This window comes from Methylobacterium sp. Leaf112, assembly GCF_001423295.1.
Taxonomy (GTDB): domain Bacteria; phylum Pseudomonadota; class Alphaproteobacteria; order Rhizobiales; family Beijerinckiaceae; genus Methylobacterium.
Genome location: NZ_LMNG01000030.1, coordinates 43584 through 62545 on the forward strand (window position 1 = coordinate 43584; position 18962 = coordinate 62545).

An 18962-nucleotide genomic window follows, 5' to 3' on the forward strand; every position below is an offset into this window, starting at 1 on the left:
TCTCCGTTGAGTCTCACCGTTTCCATCCTGGGTGCCACCGGTTCCATCGGCCGCTCCACCACGGACCTTCTCGGCCAGCATCCCGAGCGCTTCCGCGTCGGCGCCCTGGTGGGCGGCCGTGACGCCGTCGCGATCGCGAAGCTCGCGCGCGAAATCGGTGCCGACTTCGTGGCGCTGGCCGACGAATCACAGGGGGCGGCCCTGCGCGATCTCCTCTCCGGCACCGGCATCCCCAACGGCGCCGGCGAAGGCGCGGTGCTGGAGGCCGTGGCACGCGATGCCGACATCGTCGTGGCCGCCGTGAGCGGAGCCGCCGGTCTTCGCCCGACCCACGCCGCGCTCCGCCTGGGTCGCACGGTGGCGCTCGCCAACAAGGAGAGCCTCGTCTGCGCCGGCGACGCCTTCATGCGGGACGCCGTTCGCTACGGAGCCACCCTCCTGCCGGTGGATTCCGAGCACAACGCCCTCGCCCAGGCGCTCGGTGACGGCAAGGTCGCGGATATCGCCACCATGACCATCACGGCCTCCGGCGGGCCGTTCCGCACCTGGACCGCCGAACGCATCGCCGCCGCCTCGCCCGCGGAGGCCGCCGCCCATCCGACCTGGTCCATGGGCATGAAGATCAACATCGATTCGGCGTCCCTGATGAACAAGGGCCTCGAACTCATCGAGGCGCATCACCTCTTCGCCATCGAGGCGGCGCGCCTCGACGTGATCGTCCACCCACAATCCATCGTGCATGGCCTCATCACCTGGCGCGACGGCGCCGTCACGGCGGGGCTCGCCATGCCCGACATGCGGGTGCCCATCGCTCATTGCCTGGGGCTCGGCGAGCGGCTGACCATCGCGCGGGGCCGTTCCCTCGACCTCGCGGCGGTGGGGAGTCTCACCTTCGAGGCCGCCGACGAGACACGGTTCCCGTGCCTTCGGATCGCCAGGGCCGCCCTGCGCGACGGCGGTGCGGCCCCGACGGTGATGAACGCCGCCAATGAGATCGCGGTGGCGGCCTTCATCAGTGGCGCCATCGGTTTCTACGGGATCGCCGATCTGGTCGAGCGCGCTTGTACCCATTTCGCAGGGCTCTACCGGCAGGCACCGTCGGATGTCGACGAAGCCCTGGCCATCGACGCCGAGGTGCGGGCCTGGAGCAGCGAAGCCCTGGCGGCTTGATCCCGCCCGGAGCGCGTCGCGGCGAGCTTCGGGTCAAGCCCTCCCTCTTTACCCAAATCGCAGGAAAACCGGCTTTCCGGCTGGTCTTTGCCCCAGTGCGACGCCAGAACCACGCTGGCGCATTTGCGTTCGCCGGCCCCAGCCCCGATCTGCTACAGGCGGATTGGCTTGCCGGCAGGACGCTTCGAGGATCGACGATGGACTTTCTGAACACGATGGGCGGGACAGCCGCCGGATTCTTCGGCAACGTGATCCCGTTCCTGATCGTGCTCAGCGTCGTCGTGTTCGTTCACGAGATGGGGCACTTCCTCGTCGGACGCTGGTGCGGCGTCGGCGTCCACGCCTTTTCCCTCGGGTTCGGCCCCGAACTCTTCGGCTTCAACGACCGTCACGGCACACGCTGGAAGCTTTCGGCCGTGCCGCTCGGGGGCTACGTCAAGTTCCACGGCGACGCGAACGGTGCCAGCGTGCCGGACCCCGATGCGGTGGCGCGGATGAGCCCCCAGGAGCGCGCCACCAGCTTTCCGACGCAGCCCCTGGCCAAGCGCGCCGCCATCGTCGCCGCCGGTCCCATCGCCAACTTCCTCCTCGCCATCGTGCTGTTCTCCGGAGCGATCTACTTCGGCGGACGCTACGAGACACCGGCCCGCGTCGAGGCGGTGATGGCAGGGAGCGCGGCCGAGCGCGCCGGCTTCCAGCCCGGCGACATCATCCGGGCCATCGGCGGCACCACCGTCAACAGCTTCACCGACATGCAGCGTTCGGTCACCACCAGCGCCGGTTCCAGCCTCGCCATCACCGTCGAGCGCAACGGCGAGCGGCAGGTGCTCACCGCCGTGCCGGACGGCGTCGAGGAACGTACCCCGTTCGGGCGGCACCGTTTCGGTCGCCTCGGCATCCAGGGTCCGAAGGGCAGCGAGGCCAAGCTCGTCCATTACGGCCCGCTCCAGTCCGTGGGTCAGGGCGTCTACGAGACCTACTTCGTGGTCGACCGGACCATCGATTACATCGGCAAGCTCGTGACTGGGCGTGAATCGGCCGATCAGCTCTCCGGGCCCATCGGCATCGCCCGGGTCTCGGGCGAGGTCGCCAAGGTCAGCGGTGCGGGCGGACTCATCGGCCTCATCGCCCTTCTGTCGGTGTCCATTGGCCTTCTCAACCTGTTTCCGGTGCCCCTGCTCGATGGCGGACACCTTCTGTTTTACGCCTTCGAGGCCGTGCGCGGGCGGCCACTGAGCGAGCGTACGCAGGAAATCGGCTTCCGCATCGGTTTGGCCCTGGTGCTGTTCCTGATGCTGTTCGCCGCCTGGAACGACGTCCTCAATCTCGGTGCCTCCTGGGGGTCGCGCGGCACCTGATCGACGTTCCCCCAGGCAAGCCTCAGACTCGATCAAATCACTGGCCGCGCTGGCGCATCCGCCGCGCGGCCAAGTTGCGTTGTGGCTTCGTTCACCATGTTCGGCGATGGCGTTTCGGCGTTAAGTGACCGGAAGGCCACGTGTCCCCAAAATCCCCTGTGAGCGGGTGACCCCAACGTTTGCTTCGACCGGGAAACCCGCTAGAAGCTGAGCTTGGGACCAGACGACGGGACGACCGGGCAAACCGGCACCTGTCCGCGGGTGCGAACCCGTACTGATAATAAAAGAGACGGGCGATTACATGATGTCGATGACGGGAAAGCGCCGACGTAAGTCGGCGGAGCGGACCATCGTCCTAGTCGCCACCACGGCCGCAGGGCTGGTTCTCGGCGGCGTGGCGCAGGCCGAGCAGATCGTCGTCCAGGGTAACAAGCGCGTTGATTCCGACACGATCCGGTCCTACGTGACCGGCACCGCCTCCGGTTCGCCCGAGGAAGCCCGCCGCAACCTCCTGGCGAGCGGCATGTTCTCCGACGTTAAGGTGTCGCGCAGCGGCGGCAGCACCGTGGTGAGCGTGCGCGAGAATAACATCATCAACCGGGTGGTGTTCGAGGGAAACAAGAAGGTTGAGAAGGCCACCCTCGAGGGTGAGATCGAAGCCAAGGCGCGTGGCCCCTACAATCAGGGCATCGTCACCGCCGACATGCAGCGCATCCGCGAGATCTACCGCCGCTCGGGCCGCGGCAGCGCCAAGGTCAGCTTCCGCACCGTCGATCTGCCCAACGGCCGCCTGGACGTGATCTATGTCATCGAGGAAGGCGACAAGACCGGCATCAAGGCGATCAACATATCGGGCAACAAGGAATACTCCGAGTCGAAGATCAAGGAGCTGATGTCCTCCTCGGAGATGAACTTCCTGTCGTTCATCAAGACCTCCGATGTCTATGATCCCGACCGGATCACCAACGATCTCGACCTCGTGCGGCGCTTCTACCTCAAGAACGGCTACGCCGATTTCCGCGTCGTCAAGGCCGATGCCCGCTACGTCGAGGCCGAGACCGATGCCGGTTGGGTGATCGACGTGGTGGTCGAGGAAGGCCAGCAGTACAAGGTCGGTGCCGTCGCCATCGATTCGCGCCTTCCCGGCCTCGACACGCAGGGTCTCGATGGCGAAGTTCGCGCCCAGGTCGGCGATGTCTACAACGCCGAGGATGTCGAGCGCACCCTCAGTGGCGTGACGAACCAGGTTGCCCGCCAGGGCTTCCCCTTCGCCCAGGTGCGTCCCACCGGGCAGCGCGATCCGGCCACCGGTACCGTAGCCCTCGGCTTCGTTGTCGAGGACGGTCCGCGCGTCTACGTCGAGCGCATCAACATCCGCGGCAACACCCGCACCCGCGACTACGTCATCCGTCGCGAGCTCGATATCACGGAGGGTGATGCCTACAACCGCGTCCTCACGGACCGGGCGGAGCGTCGCCTGAACGGTCTCGGCTTCTTCAAGAAGGTCCGGTTCTCGAACGAGCCGGGCTCGGCCGCCGATCGCGTGGTCATCAACATCGACGTCGAGGATCAGCCCACGGGTTCGTTCTCGGTCGCCGGTGGCTACTCGACCCAGGACGGCATCATCGGTGAAGTCTCGGTCTCCGAGTCGAACTTCCTCGGCCGCGGCCAGTATGTCCGCGTCGCCGGCACCGCCGGCCAGTACGCCCGCGGCGTCGACTTCTCGTTCACCGAGCCGTACTTCCTCGGCTACCGCCTCGCCGCCGGCTTCGACGCGTTCTACAAGTACAGCGACCAGACCCGCTACTCGCGCTACGAGACCACCGTGTACGGTGGCCAGCTCCGCGTCGGCCTGCCGATCACCGAAGAGTTCGGTATCACCCTGCGTTACTCGCTCTACAACACCGAGCTGCGCGTCCCGAACACCATCCGCCGGCCGTACAACGACTGCTCGAACCCGATCCCGGGTTACACGGCGGTCTATCCGAACAACACGTTCACGGCCAATGGCCAGAACGTGTCGGGCCTCGCGGCCTACCCGAACTGCGCCTTCGACGGTGAAGCCTCCATCGCCCTCAAGGGCTCGCAGGGTAACACTCTCACGTCGCTGGCCGGCCTCACGCTGGCCTACTCGACCCTCGACAACATCGGCCTGCCGCGCAACGGCCTCTACGCCGAACTCAAGCCTGACCTCGCGGGCCTCGGTGGTGACTCGAAGTTCTTCCGCGTGACCGGCGACGCCCGGTACTACAAGGAGTTCTACGAGGACGTGGTCGGCTTCGTCCGGCTTCAGGGCGGTCACATCTCGGCGCTCAACGACGAGCCCCTGCGCATCACGGACCAATTCTTCCTCGGCCCGTCGCTGGTTCGTGGTTTCGCGCCCAACGGCATCGGTCCGCGCGACGTCGGCATCGCCGACAGCCGGTCCAACGCCATCGGCGGCAGCACCTATGTGGGCGGCACCGTCGAGGTCCAGTTCCCGATCTGGGGTATTCCCAAGGATCTTGGCCTGAAGGGCGCAGTCTTCGCCGATGCCGGTACCCTGTTCGGCTACAACGGCCGCACGCAGTTCAACGTCAATGGCGACGCCTTCATCAACGGCATCGCACCCGGCGGCGTCTGTAACTTCAATTCGGCCACCATCGGTGTCGAACCGGAGTGCGTGAACGTTCACGACAAGGCGGTCATCCGGTCGTCCATCGGTGCCTCGATCCTGTGGAACTCTCCGCTCGGACCGATCCGCTTCGATTATGCCTACGCCCTCACCAAGGACGAAGGTGTGAAGGTCCCGGGCACCAACTTCCGCATCGGCAAGGATCAGCTTCAGGCGTTCCGGTTCTCCGGCGGCTCGCGCTTCTAACGACAAAGGCGTCGCCCTTTTCCAAGGGCGGCGCGTTTCCGGTCATGGCAGATCCGATCTTCATCACGCCCGACACCACCCTCAGCCTCGGCGCCATCGCCGAGGCTGCCGGCGTTTCGCTCCCCCCCGCGGCGGACGCGCAGGCAATCTTCAACGGTGCCGCGCCCCTCGAGAGCGCCGGCCCGAGCGATATCGCCTACATGGACAATGCCCGCTACGGTGACGCCCTGGCTCAGACGCGGGCCGGAGTGTGCCTCGTCTCACCGCGTTTCGCCGCCCGTGTGCCGACCGGCACCATTGCACTGATCACCCGTGATCCTTACCGCTCCTATGCGGGCCTCCTGGCCCGGCTCTACCCGGAGGCGATGCGTCCAGCCTCCGTCTTCGGTTCAAACGGGGTCGCACCCGGTGCCCATGTCCACCCGGAGGCCCGCCTCGAAACGGGTGTCCGTATCGATCCCGGTGCAGTGATCGGTCCGGGCGCCGAGGTCGGCTCAGGAACGGTGATCGGTCCGGGCGCGGTGATCGGCCCGAATGTCCGGGTCGGGCGGGATTGCGCCATCGGCGCGGGTTCGACGGTCACCCATGCCCTGCTCGGCAATCGCGTCATCGTCCATCCCGGCGCCCGCATCGGCCAGGACGGGTTCGGCTTCGCCATGGGGCCGGGCGGCCACCTCAAGGTGCCCCAGATCGGTCGGGTCATCGTTCAGGACGATGTCGAGATCGGTGCCAACACCACCATTGACCGGGGTGCCAGTCGCGATACGGTGATCGGGGAGGGGACCAAGATCGACAACCTCGTCCAGATCGCCCACAACGTCGTCATCGGACGACATTGCGTCATCGTTTCGGGCGTCGGCATCTCCGGTTCGACCACCCTGGAGGATTACGTGGTCCTCGGCGGGCAGGTCGGCGTCGTCGGCCACCTGCGCATCGGCATGGGTGCACAGATCGCCGGGTCGTCCAACGTCAACCGCGACGTACCGCCCGGCTCTCGCTGGGGTGGCACGCCGGCCAAGCCGGTTCGCGCGTGGTTCCGTGAACTCACCACCCTCGCACGCCTCGCGGAACGCTCCGGCGGCGACGAGTCGAAGGAGCCGAAGGCCTGACGCTCATGCCATTTCCCGCAGGCGGAGATAGCCGGCCTCAAAGCCCGCCAACGCTCGGAGCGAAGGCCGGTCGTGGATCGTCAGCGCGCGCCCCGTCAGGGTGATCAGGCCCTGACGGCGCAACTCCTGCAGCGTGCGGTTGACATGGACGCTCGACAGGCCTGCGGTATCGGCGAGATCGTATTGCGTGATCGGCATGTCGCACCGATCGTTCTCCACCAATCCCACGGCCCGAAGGCGAAGCTCGAGTTCGCAGAACAGGTGCGCGATCCGCTCGAGAGCCGGGCGGGCTCCGATGTTGACGAGCCACTCGCGCAGGGTCGCCTCCTCCACCTTCTCGGCAGCGCGCAAGGCCCCTGCGATGCTTGGGTGATCCTGCACCACCGCCTCGATCGTCGACGACTCGGCGCGCACGATGCGAGCCGAGGTCAACGTCGTCACACCGTGGTCCATCCGGTTCGACGCTGCCGCATCGAGATCGTAGCTGTCCCCGGGGACGAGATAGGCCGTGATCTGGCGGCGCCCCCCCGTCAGCAGACTGTAGCGGCAGGCGAACCCTTCCATCAGAATCAGGCGTCCGCCCTTCGTTTCGTGCCGGGCGGTCAGGTCGGACCGTGCGGAGAAAGTTTCCGACGAAGCGGTCAGCCGCTCGACGGCATCCCCATCCTGGCTCCCGAGTGCGACGTGACTCTCGAGTTTGCGCCTGAAACGGTTCACGCCTTGGCGGGTGCCGACGCGAAGCGATCCGCCGTTCTCACCGGTTTGGGCTGTCGAGAAGCCGGTCGCCTGCAGTGCCGAGCCGAAACTCACGTCGGTCGTTTGATGACCCCAGGTGGCTTCCGGCTGTTGCGAAGCGACGGGGCGGCCGGTGCGATCACGTGAACGCCGAACCGGAACAGCGGACGGGTGGTTGACGGACATGAGACCCATATCTTGATGGCGCACGATCCAGAGATGCCTTCCGCCATCCTATGGTACGATTTCGCACTGAAGCTTTGGCTGGTCAACGTGCGTGAGCTGGGTTCACGGCGGAACACGCGCGACCGGTTGTCCGACAGGGACGCGTGACTTCCCCCGCCCGGGGGTTGCATCCGGCGAAGTTTCTGCCGAAAGACTTCACCTCAACCACAAAGACTTCGCCTTTTTTCGAATGGCGGATACGAGAACGAGCGGGGCGAAGCGCCGGAAGCGCCGCCGCGTGTCAGGGAGATGATCCGATCGATGAACGAGATGCCGCGCGAGCTCGGCTCGGCCGATATCCAGAAGGTTCTGGAACTCCTGCCGCACCGCTATCCCTTCCTCATGATCGACCGGATCGTCGAGATCGACGGTGACCGCTCCTGTGTCGGCATCAAGAACGTCACGATCAACGAGCCGCAATTCACCGGGCACTTCCCCGGTCTGCCGGTATTCCCCGGCGTGCTCCTCATCGAGGGAATGGCTCAGACTGCCGGCGCCATCTGCTGCCAGCACATCATGACCGACGATCTGCGCGCCAAGCAGGTGTTCTTCATGACCATCGACAAGTGCAAGTTCCGCAAGCCCGTCGTGCCCGGAGACACCGTGCGCTACCACATGACCAAGCTGAATCAGCGCCGCACCATGTGGTGGTTCCGGGGTGAAGCCCGTGTCGGTGACACCCTGGTGGCGCAGGCCGAGATCGGCGCCATGCTGGTGACGGAATGACCGCTGTGGTGGGCATCCACCCGAGTGCCGTGATCGAGGACGGCGCGATCCTCGGGGCCGATGTCCGCATCGGACCGTTCTGCCATGTCGGCCCGGAGGTCAGGCTCGGCGATGGCTGCGAGCTCGTCAGCCACGTGGTCGTGGCCGGCTCCACCACCATCGGATCGCGCACCCGCCTCTATCCCTTCGCCTCCATCGGCCATCCACCACAGGACCTGAAATTCCGCGGGGAGGCGTCGACGCTCACCATCGGCGCCGATTGCCTTATCCGCGAAGGCGTCACCATGAACCCCGGCACCGCCGGCGGCGGCCTGGAAACCACGGTCGGTGACACCTGTACCTTCCTGGCCAACTCCCATGTCGGGCACGATTGCCGGGTCGGCAACGGGGTCGTGTTCTCAAACAACGTCATGCTCGCCGGCCATTGCACGGTGGGCGATTTCGCCATCCTTGGCGGCGGCGCGGCGGTGATCCAGTTCGCCCGCGTCGGGGCGCACGCCTTCGTCGGCGGTATGTCGGCCCTCGAGAACGACTGCATTCCCTTCGGCATGGCACTGGGCAACCGAGCCTATCTGTCGGGTCTCAACATCATCGGGCTGCAGCGCCGGGGCTTCGCCCGCGAGGATATCCATGCGTTGCGCCGCGCCTATCGCCTCTTGTTCGCCCCCGAGGGAACGCTGATGGAGCGAGTGGAGGACGTGGCGGCGGAGTTCGATACCCATCGGGGCGTCGCCGAGATCGTCGCGTTCATCCGAGCCGGCGGCAAGCGTTCGATCTGCACCCCGCGCGAGACGCCGGGCGCGCCTTGAGAGCCCTGCCGGCTCCCCTCGTCCTTGTCGCCGGAGCAGGACGTCTGCCCGAGCTCGTGGCCGAATCCCTGGACCGGGCCGGGCGTCCGTTCCGCATTCTCGCGATCCGGGGCTTCGCAGAGCGTGGCATGCGGGCTCGGGCGGAGGCCACCGTCGATCTCCTCGACATCGCCGGGGTGCTGGCCATCCTCAAGTCCTGGGGGCCGGTGAGCGTGGTGCCGGCCGGCGGCGTCTCGCGGCCGAACCCGGCCGCCATCCTCAACGCCGCCGCGGCCTTGCGCAATCGGGACGCCCTCAAGGCCATCGCCGGTGGCGGCGACGACCGGCTCTTGCGCGGGGCCCTGGCGCTGCTCGAAGAGAACGGCCACGGCGTCGTCGGCGTCCATGAGGTGGCCCCCGATCTCCTGAGCCCCGAGGGCGTCATGGGACGGCACGTGCCCGATGCCGCCGCCCGTGAATCCATCGACACGGGGCGCGCCCTCCTGGGCGCCTTGGCGCCCTACGACGTCGGGCAGGCCGCCGTGGTGGTGGCCCAGCGCGCGGTCGCCGTCGAGGGTCCCGAGGGCACCGATCGGATGCTCGCCCGCGCCCGAGCGCTCGGCCGCAAGCCGTTCGGTCTGGGAGCGAGCCAGCCCGGCACCGTTCTCGTCAAGGTGGCAAAGGTCGGGCAGGACCTGCGCGTCGATCTACCGGCCATCGGCCCGCGTACCATCGCGGCGGCGGCGGCGGCGGGCTGCGCCGGCCTCGCGATCCAGGCCGGGTTCACCCTCATCATCGACCGGCCCGCGACCATCGCAGCCGCCGATCGTGCAGGCCTGTTCCTCGTCGGTCTGGGGATCGACGCATGAGCGACAAGACCGCGCCAAGGAAGATTTGGCTCGTCGCGGGCGAGGATTCGGGCGACCAGCTCGGCGCCAAGCTCATGCGCGGCTTGCGCGACCTGTCGGACCGACCGATCCGGTTCGGCGGCGTCGGCGGCGAGGCGATGACGGAGCAAGGCTTCACTTCGCTGTTTCCCATCGATGACGTGGCGGTGATGGGCTACCTGCCCGTGGCCGCACGGCTGCGAACCCTGCTGCGCCGCATCCGCCAGACCGTGCGCGACGTAATGGACGCCCGCCCCGATATCCTCGTCATCATCGACAGTCCGGGCTTCACCCATGCGGTCGCGTCACGCGTGCGCAAGCGGATGCCGGACCTGCCCATCGTCGATTACGTGTCGCCCAGCGTATGGGCGTGGCGGCCCTGGCGCGCGGCGAAGATGCGGCCGTTCATCGATCACGTCCTTGCCCTGCTGCCGTTCGAGCCGGAAGCCCATCGCCGCCTCGGTGGTCCGGCCTGTACGTATGTCGGTCACCCCCTGATCGAGCGTCTGGAGGAGCTACGGCCCGACGCCCGGGAGGCGCAGGCGCGTGCGGCGACGCCGCCGACCCTGGTGATCCTGCCGGGGTCACGCCGCTCGGAGATCGAGCGGCTGATGCCTGTGTTCGGCGCGACCCTGGGGCAGCTCAGGAAGCGCTTCGGTGAGATCGAGGCGGTGCTGCCTGCCGTCACCCGCCACCGCGCCCTCATCGAACGCCTGGCGCGAGCGTGGGACGCCCCGGTGCGCCTCGTGTACGGCGAGGCCGCCAAGCATGAGGCCTTCAGGCGTGCCCGCGCGGCGCTCGCGGCCTCCGGCACCGTGACTCTCGAACTTGCCTTGGCCGGCGTGCCGATGGTGGTCGCCTACAAGGTCTCGCGTATCGAGGAGGCCGTGGCCCGGCGCCTGATCCAGGTGCCCACCATCGTGCTGCCGAACCTGATTCTGGCGCAGAACGCCATGCCGGAGTTCATCCAGGCCGATTGCACGGCTCAGCGCCTCGTCGAGGCCTTGGCGCCTCTTCTGGCCGGCGGGCCGGCACGCGTCGCGCAGATCGAGGCCCTGTCGCGGATCGACGGCCTGATGCGGCTGCCCGGTGGCGAGGAACCGAGCCGGCGTGCGGCCCGAATCGTGCTGGGCGCGACGCGGGTGACCTGATCGACGGGGTGTACGGCGTACGATAGGTTTGCACGGACCCAATCGTACGGCGGGCTCGGTACGGTGCGACGCACGCTCAAATTCCTCCACACCATGGGGGCCATCGGCGTCATGGGGGCGATGGCCTGCCTCGTCGTGATGCTGAGCTTCACGCCCCCGTCCTCGTCCCTCGCCGGCTATGCGCTGATGCGCGGAGCCATGGGCGCCGTGGCGTCCTGGATCTTCCTCCCTTCTCTCGCTCTGACGCTGCTGGCCGGACTGCTCGCCCTCGCACAACGCGCCTTCCACAATGCGGGTTGGGCCTGGGTGAAGCTCGCCACAGGTGTGCTGATGTTCGAAGGTGGCCTCGTCTACGTTCAGGGACCGATGCAGCAGGAGGCGGACCTCAGCGCCGGCGCCCTGATCGGCAAGGCCGATCTCGCCATGCTGGGCCAATCCCTCGGCGCCGAGGCGAACACCCTCTGGGTTCTCCTCGCGGTCGCGACGGCCAACGTGGTTCTTGGTATCTGGCGCCCGCGTCTCATCCGCTTGTCGGCGCGATCGGATCTGGGGCGAGGACCTTAGCGAAGATCCAAACCACGTAAGGTCTGCACGACGCGGTCCCGTACGCGATCCGGAAGGGGTAGGATCGGGCGTGGCGGGTCGGTGTGGCAGACCCCGAGGGCATCGGCATAGGCATAGATCACGCGCAGGCTCGAGAACTCCTTGAACAGGCTCCAGAGCGGCTGCAATCGTACGTCCAACTCCCGTGCCGCTGTATGGTCTCCCGTCCGGATGGCCCTCACGATCGCCATGGCGGTCTGCGGAAACAATCCGCCCATGACGCTGTACCAGGTGTCGGCCCCAGCCAGCAGAGCCTCGACGGTGTTCCAGTCGCCGCTGTAGCCGAGGGAGAAACCGGCCGGGACGGCCTCGCGCAAGCCTTGCAGATGTGCGGCGATCTCCGGCGGTGCGCAGGCCGGACTTTTGACGGCGATCACGCCGGGTTCACGGCTGAGGCGTCCGACGAGCGCGGCCGTGAAGGCGAAATGGGTGGTGCCGGGATTGTCGTAGATGCAGAGCGGCAGGCCGCTCTCTCGGGCGACGGTCACGAAATGCGCGAACACCTCGTCTTCGGTCAGGGGCGTATAGGAAATGGCGGCCAGCAGCCCGGCCGCGGCCCCCATGGCTCGGGCATCCTGGGCCAGCGCCACGGCCTCGTCCGTCCGCAGGGCGCCGACGCCGACGAGGATCGGAACATCGGTGCCGACTGCATCCAGGGCCGCTTCAACGGCGCGACGCCGCTCCTGCCGGCTAAGATACGGGTACGAGCCGGTGCTGCCGAGAAGGCCAATGGAATCGACCCCGGCATCGCGCAAGGGCGTAACCAGCCGACGCAACGCCCCGACATCGACACATCCGCTCGGATGCGCCGGTGTGATCGGAAAGGCCGACAGCCCATTCGGAAGGATCATGGGTGCCTCCGGGCGGCGAAGGCCGCATGCCTCCGCCCACGTAGCGGGTACGGCCGGGCGGGATAAACCCTACCCGGCTGCACTGTCCCTGGCTCGCCCTCTACCGGATCAGCCGCCCCGCATTCAGGCGCGCTGATCGATGGGCACGTATTCGCGCTTGTCCGGGCCGATATAGAGCTGACGCGGCCGGCCGATCTTCTGAGACGGGTCCTCGATCATCTCGGCCCACTGGGCGATCCAGCCCGTGGTGCGGGCGAGCGCAAACAGCACGGTGAACATCGAAGTCGGGAAGCCCATCGCCTTGAGGGTGATGCCCGAGTAGAAATCGATGTTCGGGTAGAGCTTCTTCTCGATGAAGTAGTCGTCTTCGAGAGCGATCTTCTCGAGCTGGACGGCGACCTCCAGCAGCGGATCGTCCTTGATCCCGAGTTGGCCGAGCACCTCGTGGGTGGTCTTCTGCATGATTCGCGCACGCGGATCGTAGTTCTTGTACACCCGGTGACCGAAGCCCATGAGCCGGAACGGGTCGTTCTTGTCCTTGGCCTTGGCGACGTACTTGGCCACGTTCTCAGGGTGCCCGATCTCCTCGAGCATCTTCAGGGCCGCCTCGTTGGCGCCGCCATGGGCCGGTCCCCACAGGCAGGCGATGCCTGCGGCGACGCAGGCGAACGGGTTGGCGCCCGACGAGCCGGCGAGACGCACGGTGGAGGTCGAAGCGTTCTGCTCGTGATCGGCGTGGAGGATGAAGATCCGGTCGAGCGCCCGGGCGAAGATCGGATTGACCTTGAATTCCTCGCACGGCACCGCAAAACACATCCGCAGAAAGTTCGACGTATAGTCGAGGTCGTTCTTGGGATAGACGAACGGCTGGCCGATGGAATACTTGTAGGCCATCGCAGCGAGTGTCGGCATCTTGGCGATCATGCGCAAGCTCGCGATCATGCGCTGCTTGTCGTCCGAGATGTCCGTCGAGTCGTGATAGAACGCCGACAGGGCGCCGACGCAGGCGACCATGATCGCCATCGGGTGCGCGTCGCGGCGGAACCCCTGGAAAAATCGGTTCATCTGGTCATGCACCATGGTGTGGCGCGTGACCCGGTAATCGAAGTCGGCCTTCTGGGCCGGCGTCGGCAACTCGCCGAACAGCATGAGATAACAGGTCTCGAGGAAATCGCCGTTCTCGGCGATCTGGTCGATGGGGTAGCCGCGATAGAGCAGCACGCCGGCATCGCCGTCGATGTAGGTGATCTTGGATTCACACGACGCGGTCGAGGTGAAACCCGGGTCGAACGTGAATTTGCCGGTCTTGGCGTAGAGCTGGCCGATATCGATGACGTCGGGGCCGATGGTACCGGTCTTGATCGGCAACTCGACCTGCGCGTCGCCCACGGTGATGGTGCTGGTGGCGCTCATGGAGACGTGGACCCTTTCGTGGCAGCGGGGCGGCGCCGGCCCGTGTGGCGATGGTTCACCAACCCGGTTCCGGGGCGCAAGGGCAACGCATGCTGCACTTGCTCACACGAGCATCGGGTTAGCGGATCGGTCGACCGCCTTCAACCGAGCGTCCGCGTCACGAACGCCACGAAGCGAAATCCAGGCCGGTTTGTCATTCGGCCCTGGCGTTCCGCATCGACGCCAGCGAAACCCGCCGCGTCAGGCGGTGGCCTGATCGCGCAAGCGACTGAGGCACTCTTCGCGCCCGAGCACGGCCATGACGTCGAAGACCGGCGGCGAGGTCGCCCGCCCGGTCAGCGCCGCCCGCAGGGGCTGCGCGATCTGCCCGAGCTTCACGGCCGCCGATTCGGCGAAAGCGCGCACGGTGCCTTCCGTTGCGGCAGCGCTCCATTCCGGAAGCGCTTCCAGGGCGGGCAGGATCGCGGAGAGGCGGGTCCGCGCCTCCGGGCCGAGGAGGGAGGCGGCCTTGTCGTCGAGGGCCAGGGGCCGGGCCGCCGTGAGGTAGTAGGCGCTGTCGAGGAGGTCGACGAGGGTCTTCGCCCGCTCCTTCAGGCCGGGCATCGCCGCAATCAGCTTCTCGCGGAGTTCGGGTGCCATGGGCGAGGCGATGCCGCGCGACGGGCCCAGGGCCGGCAGCACGCCGTCGAGGGCTGCGACGAGATCCGCGTCGTCGGCGCCTCGGATGTAGAGCCCGTTGAGATTCTCCAGCTTGGCGAAATCGAAACGCGCGGGCGAGCGCCCGATGGACTTGAGATCGAAGGCCGCGATCATCTCGTCGGTGGAGAACACTTCCTGGTCGCCGTGGCTCCAGCCGAGGCGCACGAGGTAGTTGCGCAAAGCCGCCGGCAGGTAGCCGAGATCGCGATAGGCGTCGACGCCCAGCGCCCCGTGGCGCTTCGACAGCTTGGCCCCGTCGGCCCCATGGATGAGCGGGATGTGCGCCATGGCCGGTGCGTCCCAGCCGAGGGCATCCGAAATCTGGCGCTGGCGCGCCGCATTGGTCAGATGGTCGTCGCCGCGGATAACCTGGGTGACGCCCATGTCGTGGTCGTCCACCACCACGGCGAGCATGTAGGTCGGGTTGCCGTCGGAGCGCAGGAGCACGAGGTCGTCGAGGTCTCGGTTCTGCCAGACGACGCGTCCCTGCACGCCGTCCTCGACCACGGTCTCGCCTTCGAGCGGCGCACGCAGGCGGATCACCGGCTTCGCCCCGGCGGGCGCCTCGGACGGGTCGCGGTCGCGCCAGCGGCCATCGTAGCGAAGGGGCCGGCCCTCGGCCCGCGCCGCCTCGCGCATGGCCGTGAGTTCGTCCGGCGTCGCGTAGCAGCGATAGGCGTGCCCCGACGCGAGCAAAGTCTCCGCCGCCTCCCGGTGCCGGTCGGCCCGGGCGTACTGGTAGATGACATCGCCGTCCCAATCGAGGCCGAGCCAGCGCATCCCGTCGAGGATCGCGTCGATCGCCCCCTGGGTCGAGCGTTCGCGATCCGTATCCTCGATGCGCAGCAGCATCCGGCCGCCGAAGCGACGGGCATAGAGCCAGTTGAACAGGGCGGTGCGCGCGCCGCCGATGTGAAGATAGCCCGTTGGGGAGGGCGCGAAGCGCGTGACGACGGTGGACGACATCGATCTTGGCTTAGACTCTGTAGGGAAGCAGGCGGACGGCGGATCGACCGGCCCGGGGATGGGCATGTAGCATGCGCGAAGGCAGGCGTTAAGAAATCGTCACCCCCACCCCTCAGAATGGTGAAGGGTCGCACGCGGGTCACGCCCGGAGGTGTCGTGGGATGGGGCAGGGGGGCGCATGGACCGCCGGACGGATGTGGGTGCGCGCCGCCGCCCGCGTTCCCGCGCCGTCCCTGTGGCTCGGCACGCTTCAGGAGGGTGTCGCCGCTGGATTCTGCCGGGAGGTCGAACAGCGCCGACTCTTTCCCTGGCTCGCGGTGGCGTTCGGCCTCGGGGTGCTGCTTTGCTTCACTGCGACCTCCGGGCCGCCATCCCTGGCGGCACCGCTCGCCGTTGCGGCGATCCTCATCGCTCTGACGCCGATCTTTGCGGCCAGACCCGTGATCCTGGCGGGTCTCATCGGGCTCGTCGCCGCATTCCTTGGTTTTGCGGCCGCCACGTTCCGCCTCGCGCAGGTGGCGAGCCCGGTGCTGGCCAGAACCACCATCGCGCCCCTCGTCGGGCTCATCGAAGCCCTCGACGAGCGAGAGGAGGGCGCACGCCTCATCGTTCGGGTCGAGAGCTTCGGCACCCTCGCGGCAGAGCAGCGGCCCCGTCGGGTGCGGGTGTCGTTCAAGAAGGCACCGCCGCTGAAACCCGGCGATCGCATCGCCGCGACGGCGCGCCTGCTTCCGCCTCCCGAGGCGGCGCGGCCGGGCGGCTACGATTTTGCCCGCGATGCCTATTTTCGCGGGATCGGGGCGGTAGGCTCCCTCGTCGGCACGATCCAAGTGCGGCCGCCCCCGGAGGATTTGCCACGGTCCTTGCAGCTCGCCGCTGCGGTCGACGACGCCCGCAACGCCCTGACGCGCCGCATCACCGACGCCAATGGCGGGCAGGCCGGCGCCGTCGCGGCCGCCCTGGTGACGGGCAAACGCGGCCTCATCAACGCGGAGACCAATGATGTCCTGCGCGCGGCGGGAATTTATCACGTCGTGTCCATCTCAGGTCTTCACATGGTGCTGGCGGCCGGGGTGGTGTTTTGGCTCGTGCGCGCGCTTCTCGCGCTGGCGCCGGCGCTGGCCCTGCGCTGGCCGATCAAGAAGATCGCCGCCGCCTGCGCCATGGCGGGTGTGACGGCCTATTGCTTGTTCTCCGGCTGGGATATCGCCGCCGAACGGGCGCTGATCATGACCCTGGTGATGCTCGGTGCGATCCTGGTGGACCGACCGGCCCTGAGCATGCGCAATCTGGCGCTGGCGGCCCTTATCGCCCTGGCGCGTGAGCCGGATGGGCTCCTCGGCCCGAGTTTTCAAATGTCTTTCGGGGCGGTGGCGGGCCTCATCGCCTGCGCTCCGCTCATCGGCGCCGTGAGCTTGCGCGGGCAAAGCGCCGGTCCCCTCGGACGCGTTGCGATCTGGATCGCCACGGCGATCATGGGCACACTTGCGACGACCCTGGTCGCACAGTTCGCGACGGCACCGTTCGCGACCTACCACTTCCAGACGGTCCAGCCCTTCGGCCTCGTCGGAAATGCCTTGACCCTCCCCCTGGTCTCGCTCGCCGTGATGCCGGCGGCGGTCCTCGGCATCTTGGCCTACCCCTTCGCCCTCGATCAGCCGGTCTGGTGGCTCATGGGTCTCGCCGTGCGGGGAATGCTGACGATCTCCACCTGGATCGCCGGGTTCGATCGCGCCACCTACGTGATCCCGGCCTTCGGACCCGGCGCCCTCGCGGCGATGACCCTTGGCCTCGTCACGCTCACCCTACCGGTGTCGCGGCTGCGCTGGCTCGGCCTCCTGCCGATGGCCGTCGGCGTCGCCCTGGCCGCGAGCGCGACGCGGCCGGATCTCTATATCGACCGCGAGGGAGCTGGAATCGCCATTCGCGCCCAGGACGGACGCCTCGCAACCCTGGGGAAACCGCCAGCCTTCGTCCTGGAGCAATGGCTGAAGGCCGATGGCGATGGACGCCGGGCCGGCACCGTCACCGCCCTCTCGACCGCTCGGTGCGATCGGCTCGGCTGCACGGCGCATTTGCCGGACGGAAGAGTGCTTGCACTCGTCACCGACAAACGCGCTCTCCACGAGGATTGCATCCGTGCCGACGTTCTGATCACCCGTCGCGATGCACCGCCGGCCTGCGCCGCCAAACTCGTGCTCGACCGTCCATTCCTGGCTGCCCACGGTGCCGCGACGATCCGCTTCCCGCCAAAGGCCGATCCGATCATCACCACGGCACGACGCGCCGGCGAGAGTGTACCCTGGCGCCCGGTGCGGGAAACGGTACCGACGCGGACCCCGACGCCGGCTGTCCCGACCGCGCCGATAGCGCCAGATACAGACGAACCCGAACCTCCCTCCGAAGGCTCGGGCGATACTCTTCAATAGCGACGGACCAGACTGACGAGGCGTCCCTGGATCTGAACCCGATCGGGCCCGAGCACCCGTGTCTCGTAGGCGGGGTTCGCCGCTTCTAGAGCGATGGACGATCCACGCCGGCGCAGGCGCTTGAGGGTCGCTTCCTCGTCGTCGATGAGAGCGACGATGATGTCGCCGGTGTTGGCGGTGTCCTGCTTGCGGATCACCACCAGATCACCGTCGAGGATCCCGGCATCGACCATGGAATCGCCGCGCACCTCCAGGGCGTAATGCTCGCCACCCGAGAGAAAGTCCGGGGACAGGGTGACCGAGTGACTCTGCTCCTGGATCGCCGAGATCGGCGTACCGGCCGCGATCCGGCCCATGACCGGAATGGTGATGGCACGACCGTCGCCATCCGTCGCTCGCGTCGTCGGCAGGCGTGCAACCGGCATGCGCTCGACGGTGCCCTTGCCCTTGCCCCCCTCGACGACGCTCGGCGTGAAACGACGCGACTCCGTCGGTGCCGCAGCGCCCGCGCCCGACTGCCCGCCGAGACTCTCGGGCATCCTGATCACTTCGATGGCGCGGGCGCGATTGGGGAGGCGCCTGAGGAAACCACGCTCTTCCAGCGCTGTGATCAGCCGATGGATGCCCGACTTCGACTTCAGGTCGAGGGCATCCTTCATCTCATCGAACGACGGCGGTACGCCCCCCTCGTTCATCTTCTGTTGAATGAACTGGAGCAGATCCAGCTGCTTACGAGTCAACATGAACGGCACCCGTCCTCGAACAGTACAAAGCGGCACTAAGCCACAGAAACAAATCACGAACAGGTTATGCGTTCCGGAAGTGTTCTGCAAGGGTTCTGAGGAAAGATACATGATGGAGAGGCCAGGCGAAATTGGCGATGGGTCTGTCATCGCCAATTGGCAACGAATCGATAATATTGTTTATCATCAATTATTTATCAGGGTTGGGGTGCCCCCCCGCTGGTCCCTGCTTTGGCCTGCCCCCGTGCG

The 18962-nt window shown here is 67.2% G+C and carries 15 protein-coding genes; 10 read left to right on the forward strand and 5 right to left on the reverse strand.

Going from position 1 to position 18962, the window contains the following annotated elements:
• Window positions 1-6: 6 nt before the first annotated feature.
• From dxr to lpxD, 4 genes are all read left to right on the forward strand, one after another.
• Window positions 7-1170: a 1-deoxy-D-xylulose-5-phosphate reductoisomerase gene (gene dxr / locus ASF52_RS14075; protein ID WP_056173137.1), complete on the forward strand. Its 1164-nt coding sequence runs from the start codon at window positions 7-9 to the stop codon at window positions 1168-1170.
• A gap of 197 nt (window positions 1171-1367) precedes the next feature.
• Complete coding sequence (rseP, locus tag ASF52_RS14080) at window positions 1368-2528, forward strand: RIP metalloprotease RseP (protein WP_056173140.1); 1161 nt, start codon at window positions 1368-1370, stop codon at window positions 2526-2528.
• A gap of 301 nt (window positions 2529-2829) precedes the next feature.
• Window positions 2830-5388: an outer membrane protein assembly factor BamA gene (gene bamA / locus ASF52_RS14085; RefSeq protein ID WP_056173144.1), complete on the forward strand. Its 2559-nt coding sequence runs from the start codon at window positions 2830-2832 to the stop codon at window positions 5386-5388.
• Between the two features lie 44 nt (window positions 5389-5432).
• Window positions 5433-6497 (forward strand): UDP-3-O-(3-hydroxymyristoyl)glucosamine N-acyltransferase, encoded by a 1065-nt coding sequence (lpxD, locus tag ASF52_RS14090; RefSeq protein ID WP_056173147.1) that lies wholly within the window; start codon window positions 5433-5435, stop codon window positions 6495-6497.
• A 3-nt stretch (window positions 6498-6500) separates the two neighbouring features.
• Here lpxD and ASF52_RS14095 read toward each other — a convergent pair whose 3' ends face one another.
• Window positions 6501-7418 (reverse strand): Crp/Fnr family transcriptional regulator, encoded by a 918-nt coding sequence (locus tag ASF52_RS14095; RefSeq protein ID WP_082478880.1) that lies wholly within the window; start codon window positions 7416-7418, stop codon window positions 6501-6503.
• A gap of 309 nt (window positions 7419-7727) precedes the next feature.
• Between ASF52_RS14095 and fabZ the strand changes: the two genes are divergently transcribed.
• The 5 genes from fabZ to ASF52_RS14120 all read left to right on the forward strand — a co-directional run bounded on the left by fabZ (window position 7728) and on the right by ASF52_RS14120 (window position 11573).
• A complete protein-coding gene (fabZ, locus tag ASF52_RS14100) occupies window positions 7728-8183 on the forward strand; it encodes a 3-hydroxyacyl-ACP dehydratase FabZ (RefSeq protein ID WP_443136684.1) in 456 nt (151 codons plus the stop codon).
• Window positions 8180-8992 carry an acyl-ACP--UDP-N-acetylglucosamine O-acyltransferase gene (gene lpxA, locus ASF52_RS14105; protein WP_056173150.1) on the forward strand — a complete coding sequence of 271 codons (813 nt, stop codon included), beginning with the start codon at window positions 8180-8182 and terminating at the stop codon, window positions 8990-8992. The genes fabZ and lpxA overlap by 4 nt, the downstream gene beginning before the upstream one ends.
• Entirely contained in the window at window positions 8989-9840 is an 852-nt protein-coding gene (locus tag ASF52_RS14110) for an LpxI family protein (protein ID WP_056173154.1), read from the forward strand. Before lpxA ends, ASF52_RS14110 begins: the two co-directional genes overlap by 4 nt.
• Window positions 9837-11009: a lipid-A-disaccharide synthase gene (gene lpxB / locus ASF52_RS14115; RefSeq protein WP_056173156.1), complete on the forward strand. Its 1173-nt coding sequence runs from the start codon at window positions 9837-9839 to the stop codon at window positions 11007-11009. Before ASF52_RS14110 ends, lpxB begins: the two co-directional genes overlap by 4 nt.
• Window positions 11010-11072: 63 nt before the next feature.
• Window positions 11073-11573 (forward strand): hypothetical protein, encoded by a 501-nt coding sequence (locus ASF52_RS14120; protein ID WP_056173158.1) that lies wholly within the window; start codon window positions 11073-11075, stop codon window positions 11571-11573.
• Here ASF52_RS14120 and ASF52_RS14125 read toward each other — a convergent pair.
• The 3 genes from ASF52_RS14125 to gltX all read right to left on the reverse strand — a co-directional run bounded on the left by ASF52_RS14125 (window position 11570) and on the right by gltX (window position 15541).
• Window positions 11570-12463 (reverse strand): dihydrodipicolinate synthase family protein, encoded by an 894-nt coding sequence (locus ASF52_RS14125; RefSeq protein ID WP_056173162.1) that lies wholly within the window; start codon window positions 12461-12463, stop codon window positions 11570-11572. The two genes, ASF52_RS14120 and ASF52_RS14125, sit on opposite strands and share 4 nt — an antisense overlap.
• A 123-nt stretch (window positions 12464-12586) precedes the next feature.
• Window positions 12587-13876 carry a citrate synthase gene (gltA, locus tag ASF52_RS14130; RefSeq protein ID WP_056173165.1) on the reverse strand — a complete coding sequence of 430 codons (1290 nt, stop codon included), beginning with the start codon at window positions 13874-13876 and terminating at the stop codon, window positions 12587-12589.
• Between the two features lie 240 nt (window positions 13877-14116).
• Window positions 14117-15541 (reverse strand): glutamate--tRNA ligase, encoded by a 1425-nt coding sequence (gene gltX / locus ASF52_RS14135; protein ID WP_056173167.1) that lies wholly within the window; start codon window positions 15539-15541, stop codon window positions 14117-14119.
• A 161-nt stretch (window positions 15542-15702) separates the two neighbouring features.
• On the opposite strand from gltX, the gene ASF52_RS14140 reads away from it, so the two are divergent.
• Window positions 15703-17970, forward strand: coding sequence for a ComEC/Rec2 family competence protein (locus tag ASF52_RS14140; protein ID WP_056173169.1), 2268 nt, complete (start codon window positions 15703-15705; stop codon window positions 17968-17970).
• Here the strand turns inward: ASF52_RS14140 and lexA are convergent.
• Entirely contained in the window at window positions 17964-18713 is a 750-nt protein-coding gene (gene lexA, locus ASF52_RS14145) for a transcriptional repressor LexA (protein ID WP_056174092.1), read from the reverse strand. The two genes, ASF52_RS14140 and lexA, sit on opposite strands and share 7 nt — an antisense overlap.
• Window positions 18714-18962: the final 249 nt, after the last annotated feature.

Bases quoted from the DNA above. Each gene is read 5' to 3' on its own strand.
- rseP (WP_056173140.1), top strand. From the start codon at position 1,368: ATGGACTTTCTGAACACGATGGGCGGGACAGCCGCCGGATTCTTCGGC.
- bamA (WP_056173144.1), top strand. From the start codon at position 2,830: ATGATGTCGATGACGGGAAAGCGCCGACGTAAGTCGGCGGAGCGGACC.
- lpxD (WP_056173147.1), top strand. From the start codon at position 5,433: ATGGCAGATCCGATCTTCATCACGCCCGACACCACCCTCAGCCTCGGC.
- ASF52_RS14095 (WP_082478880.1), bottom strand. From the start codon at position 7,418: ATGTCCGTCAACCACCCGTCCGCTGTTCCGGTTCGGCGTTCACGTGAT.
- fabZ (WP_443136684.1), top strand. From the start codon at position 7,728: ATGCCGCGCGAGCTCGGCTCGGCCGATATCCAGAAGGTTCTGGAACTC.
- lpxA (WP_056173150.1), top strand. From the start codon at position 8,180: ATGACCGCTGTGGTGGGCATCCACCCGAGTGCCGTGATCGAGGACGGC.
- lpxB (WP_056173156.1), top strand. From the start codon at position 9,837: ATGAGCGACAAGACCGCGCCAAGGAAGATTTGGCTCGTCGCGGGCGAG.
- ASF52_RS14125 (WP_056173162.1), bottom strand. From the start codon at position 12,463: ATGATCCTTCCGAATGGGCTGTCGGCCTTTCCGATCACACCGGCGCAT.
- gltA (WP_056173165.1), bottom strand. From the start codon at position 13,876: ATGAGCGCCACCAGCACCATCACCGTGGGCGACGCGCAGGTCGAGTTG.
- gltX (WP_056173167.1), bottom strand. From the start codon at position 15,541: ATGTCGTCCACCGTCGTCACGCGCTTCGCGCCCTCCCCAACGGGCTAT.
- ASF52_RS14140 (WP_056173169.1), top strand. From the start codon at position 15,703: ATGGGGCAGGGGGGCGCATGGACCGCCGGACGGATGTGGGTGCGCGCC.
- lexA (WP_056174092.1), bottom strand. From the start codon at position 18,713: ATGTTGACTCGTAAGCAGCTGGATCTGCTCCAGTTCATTCAACAGAAG.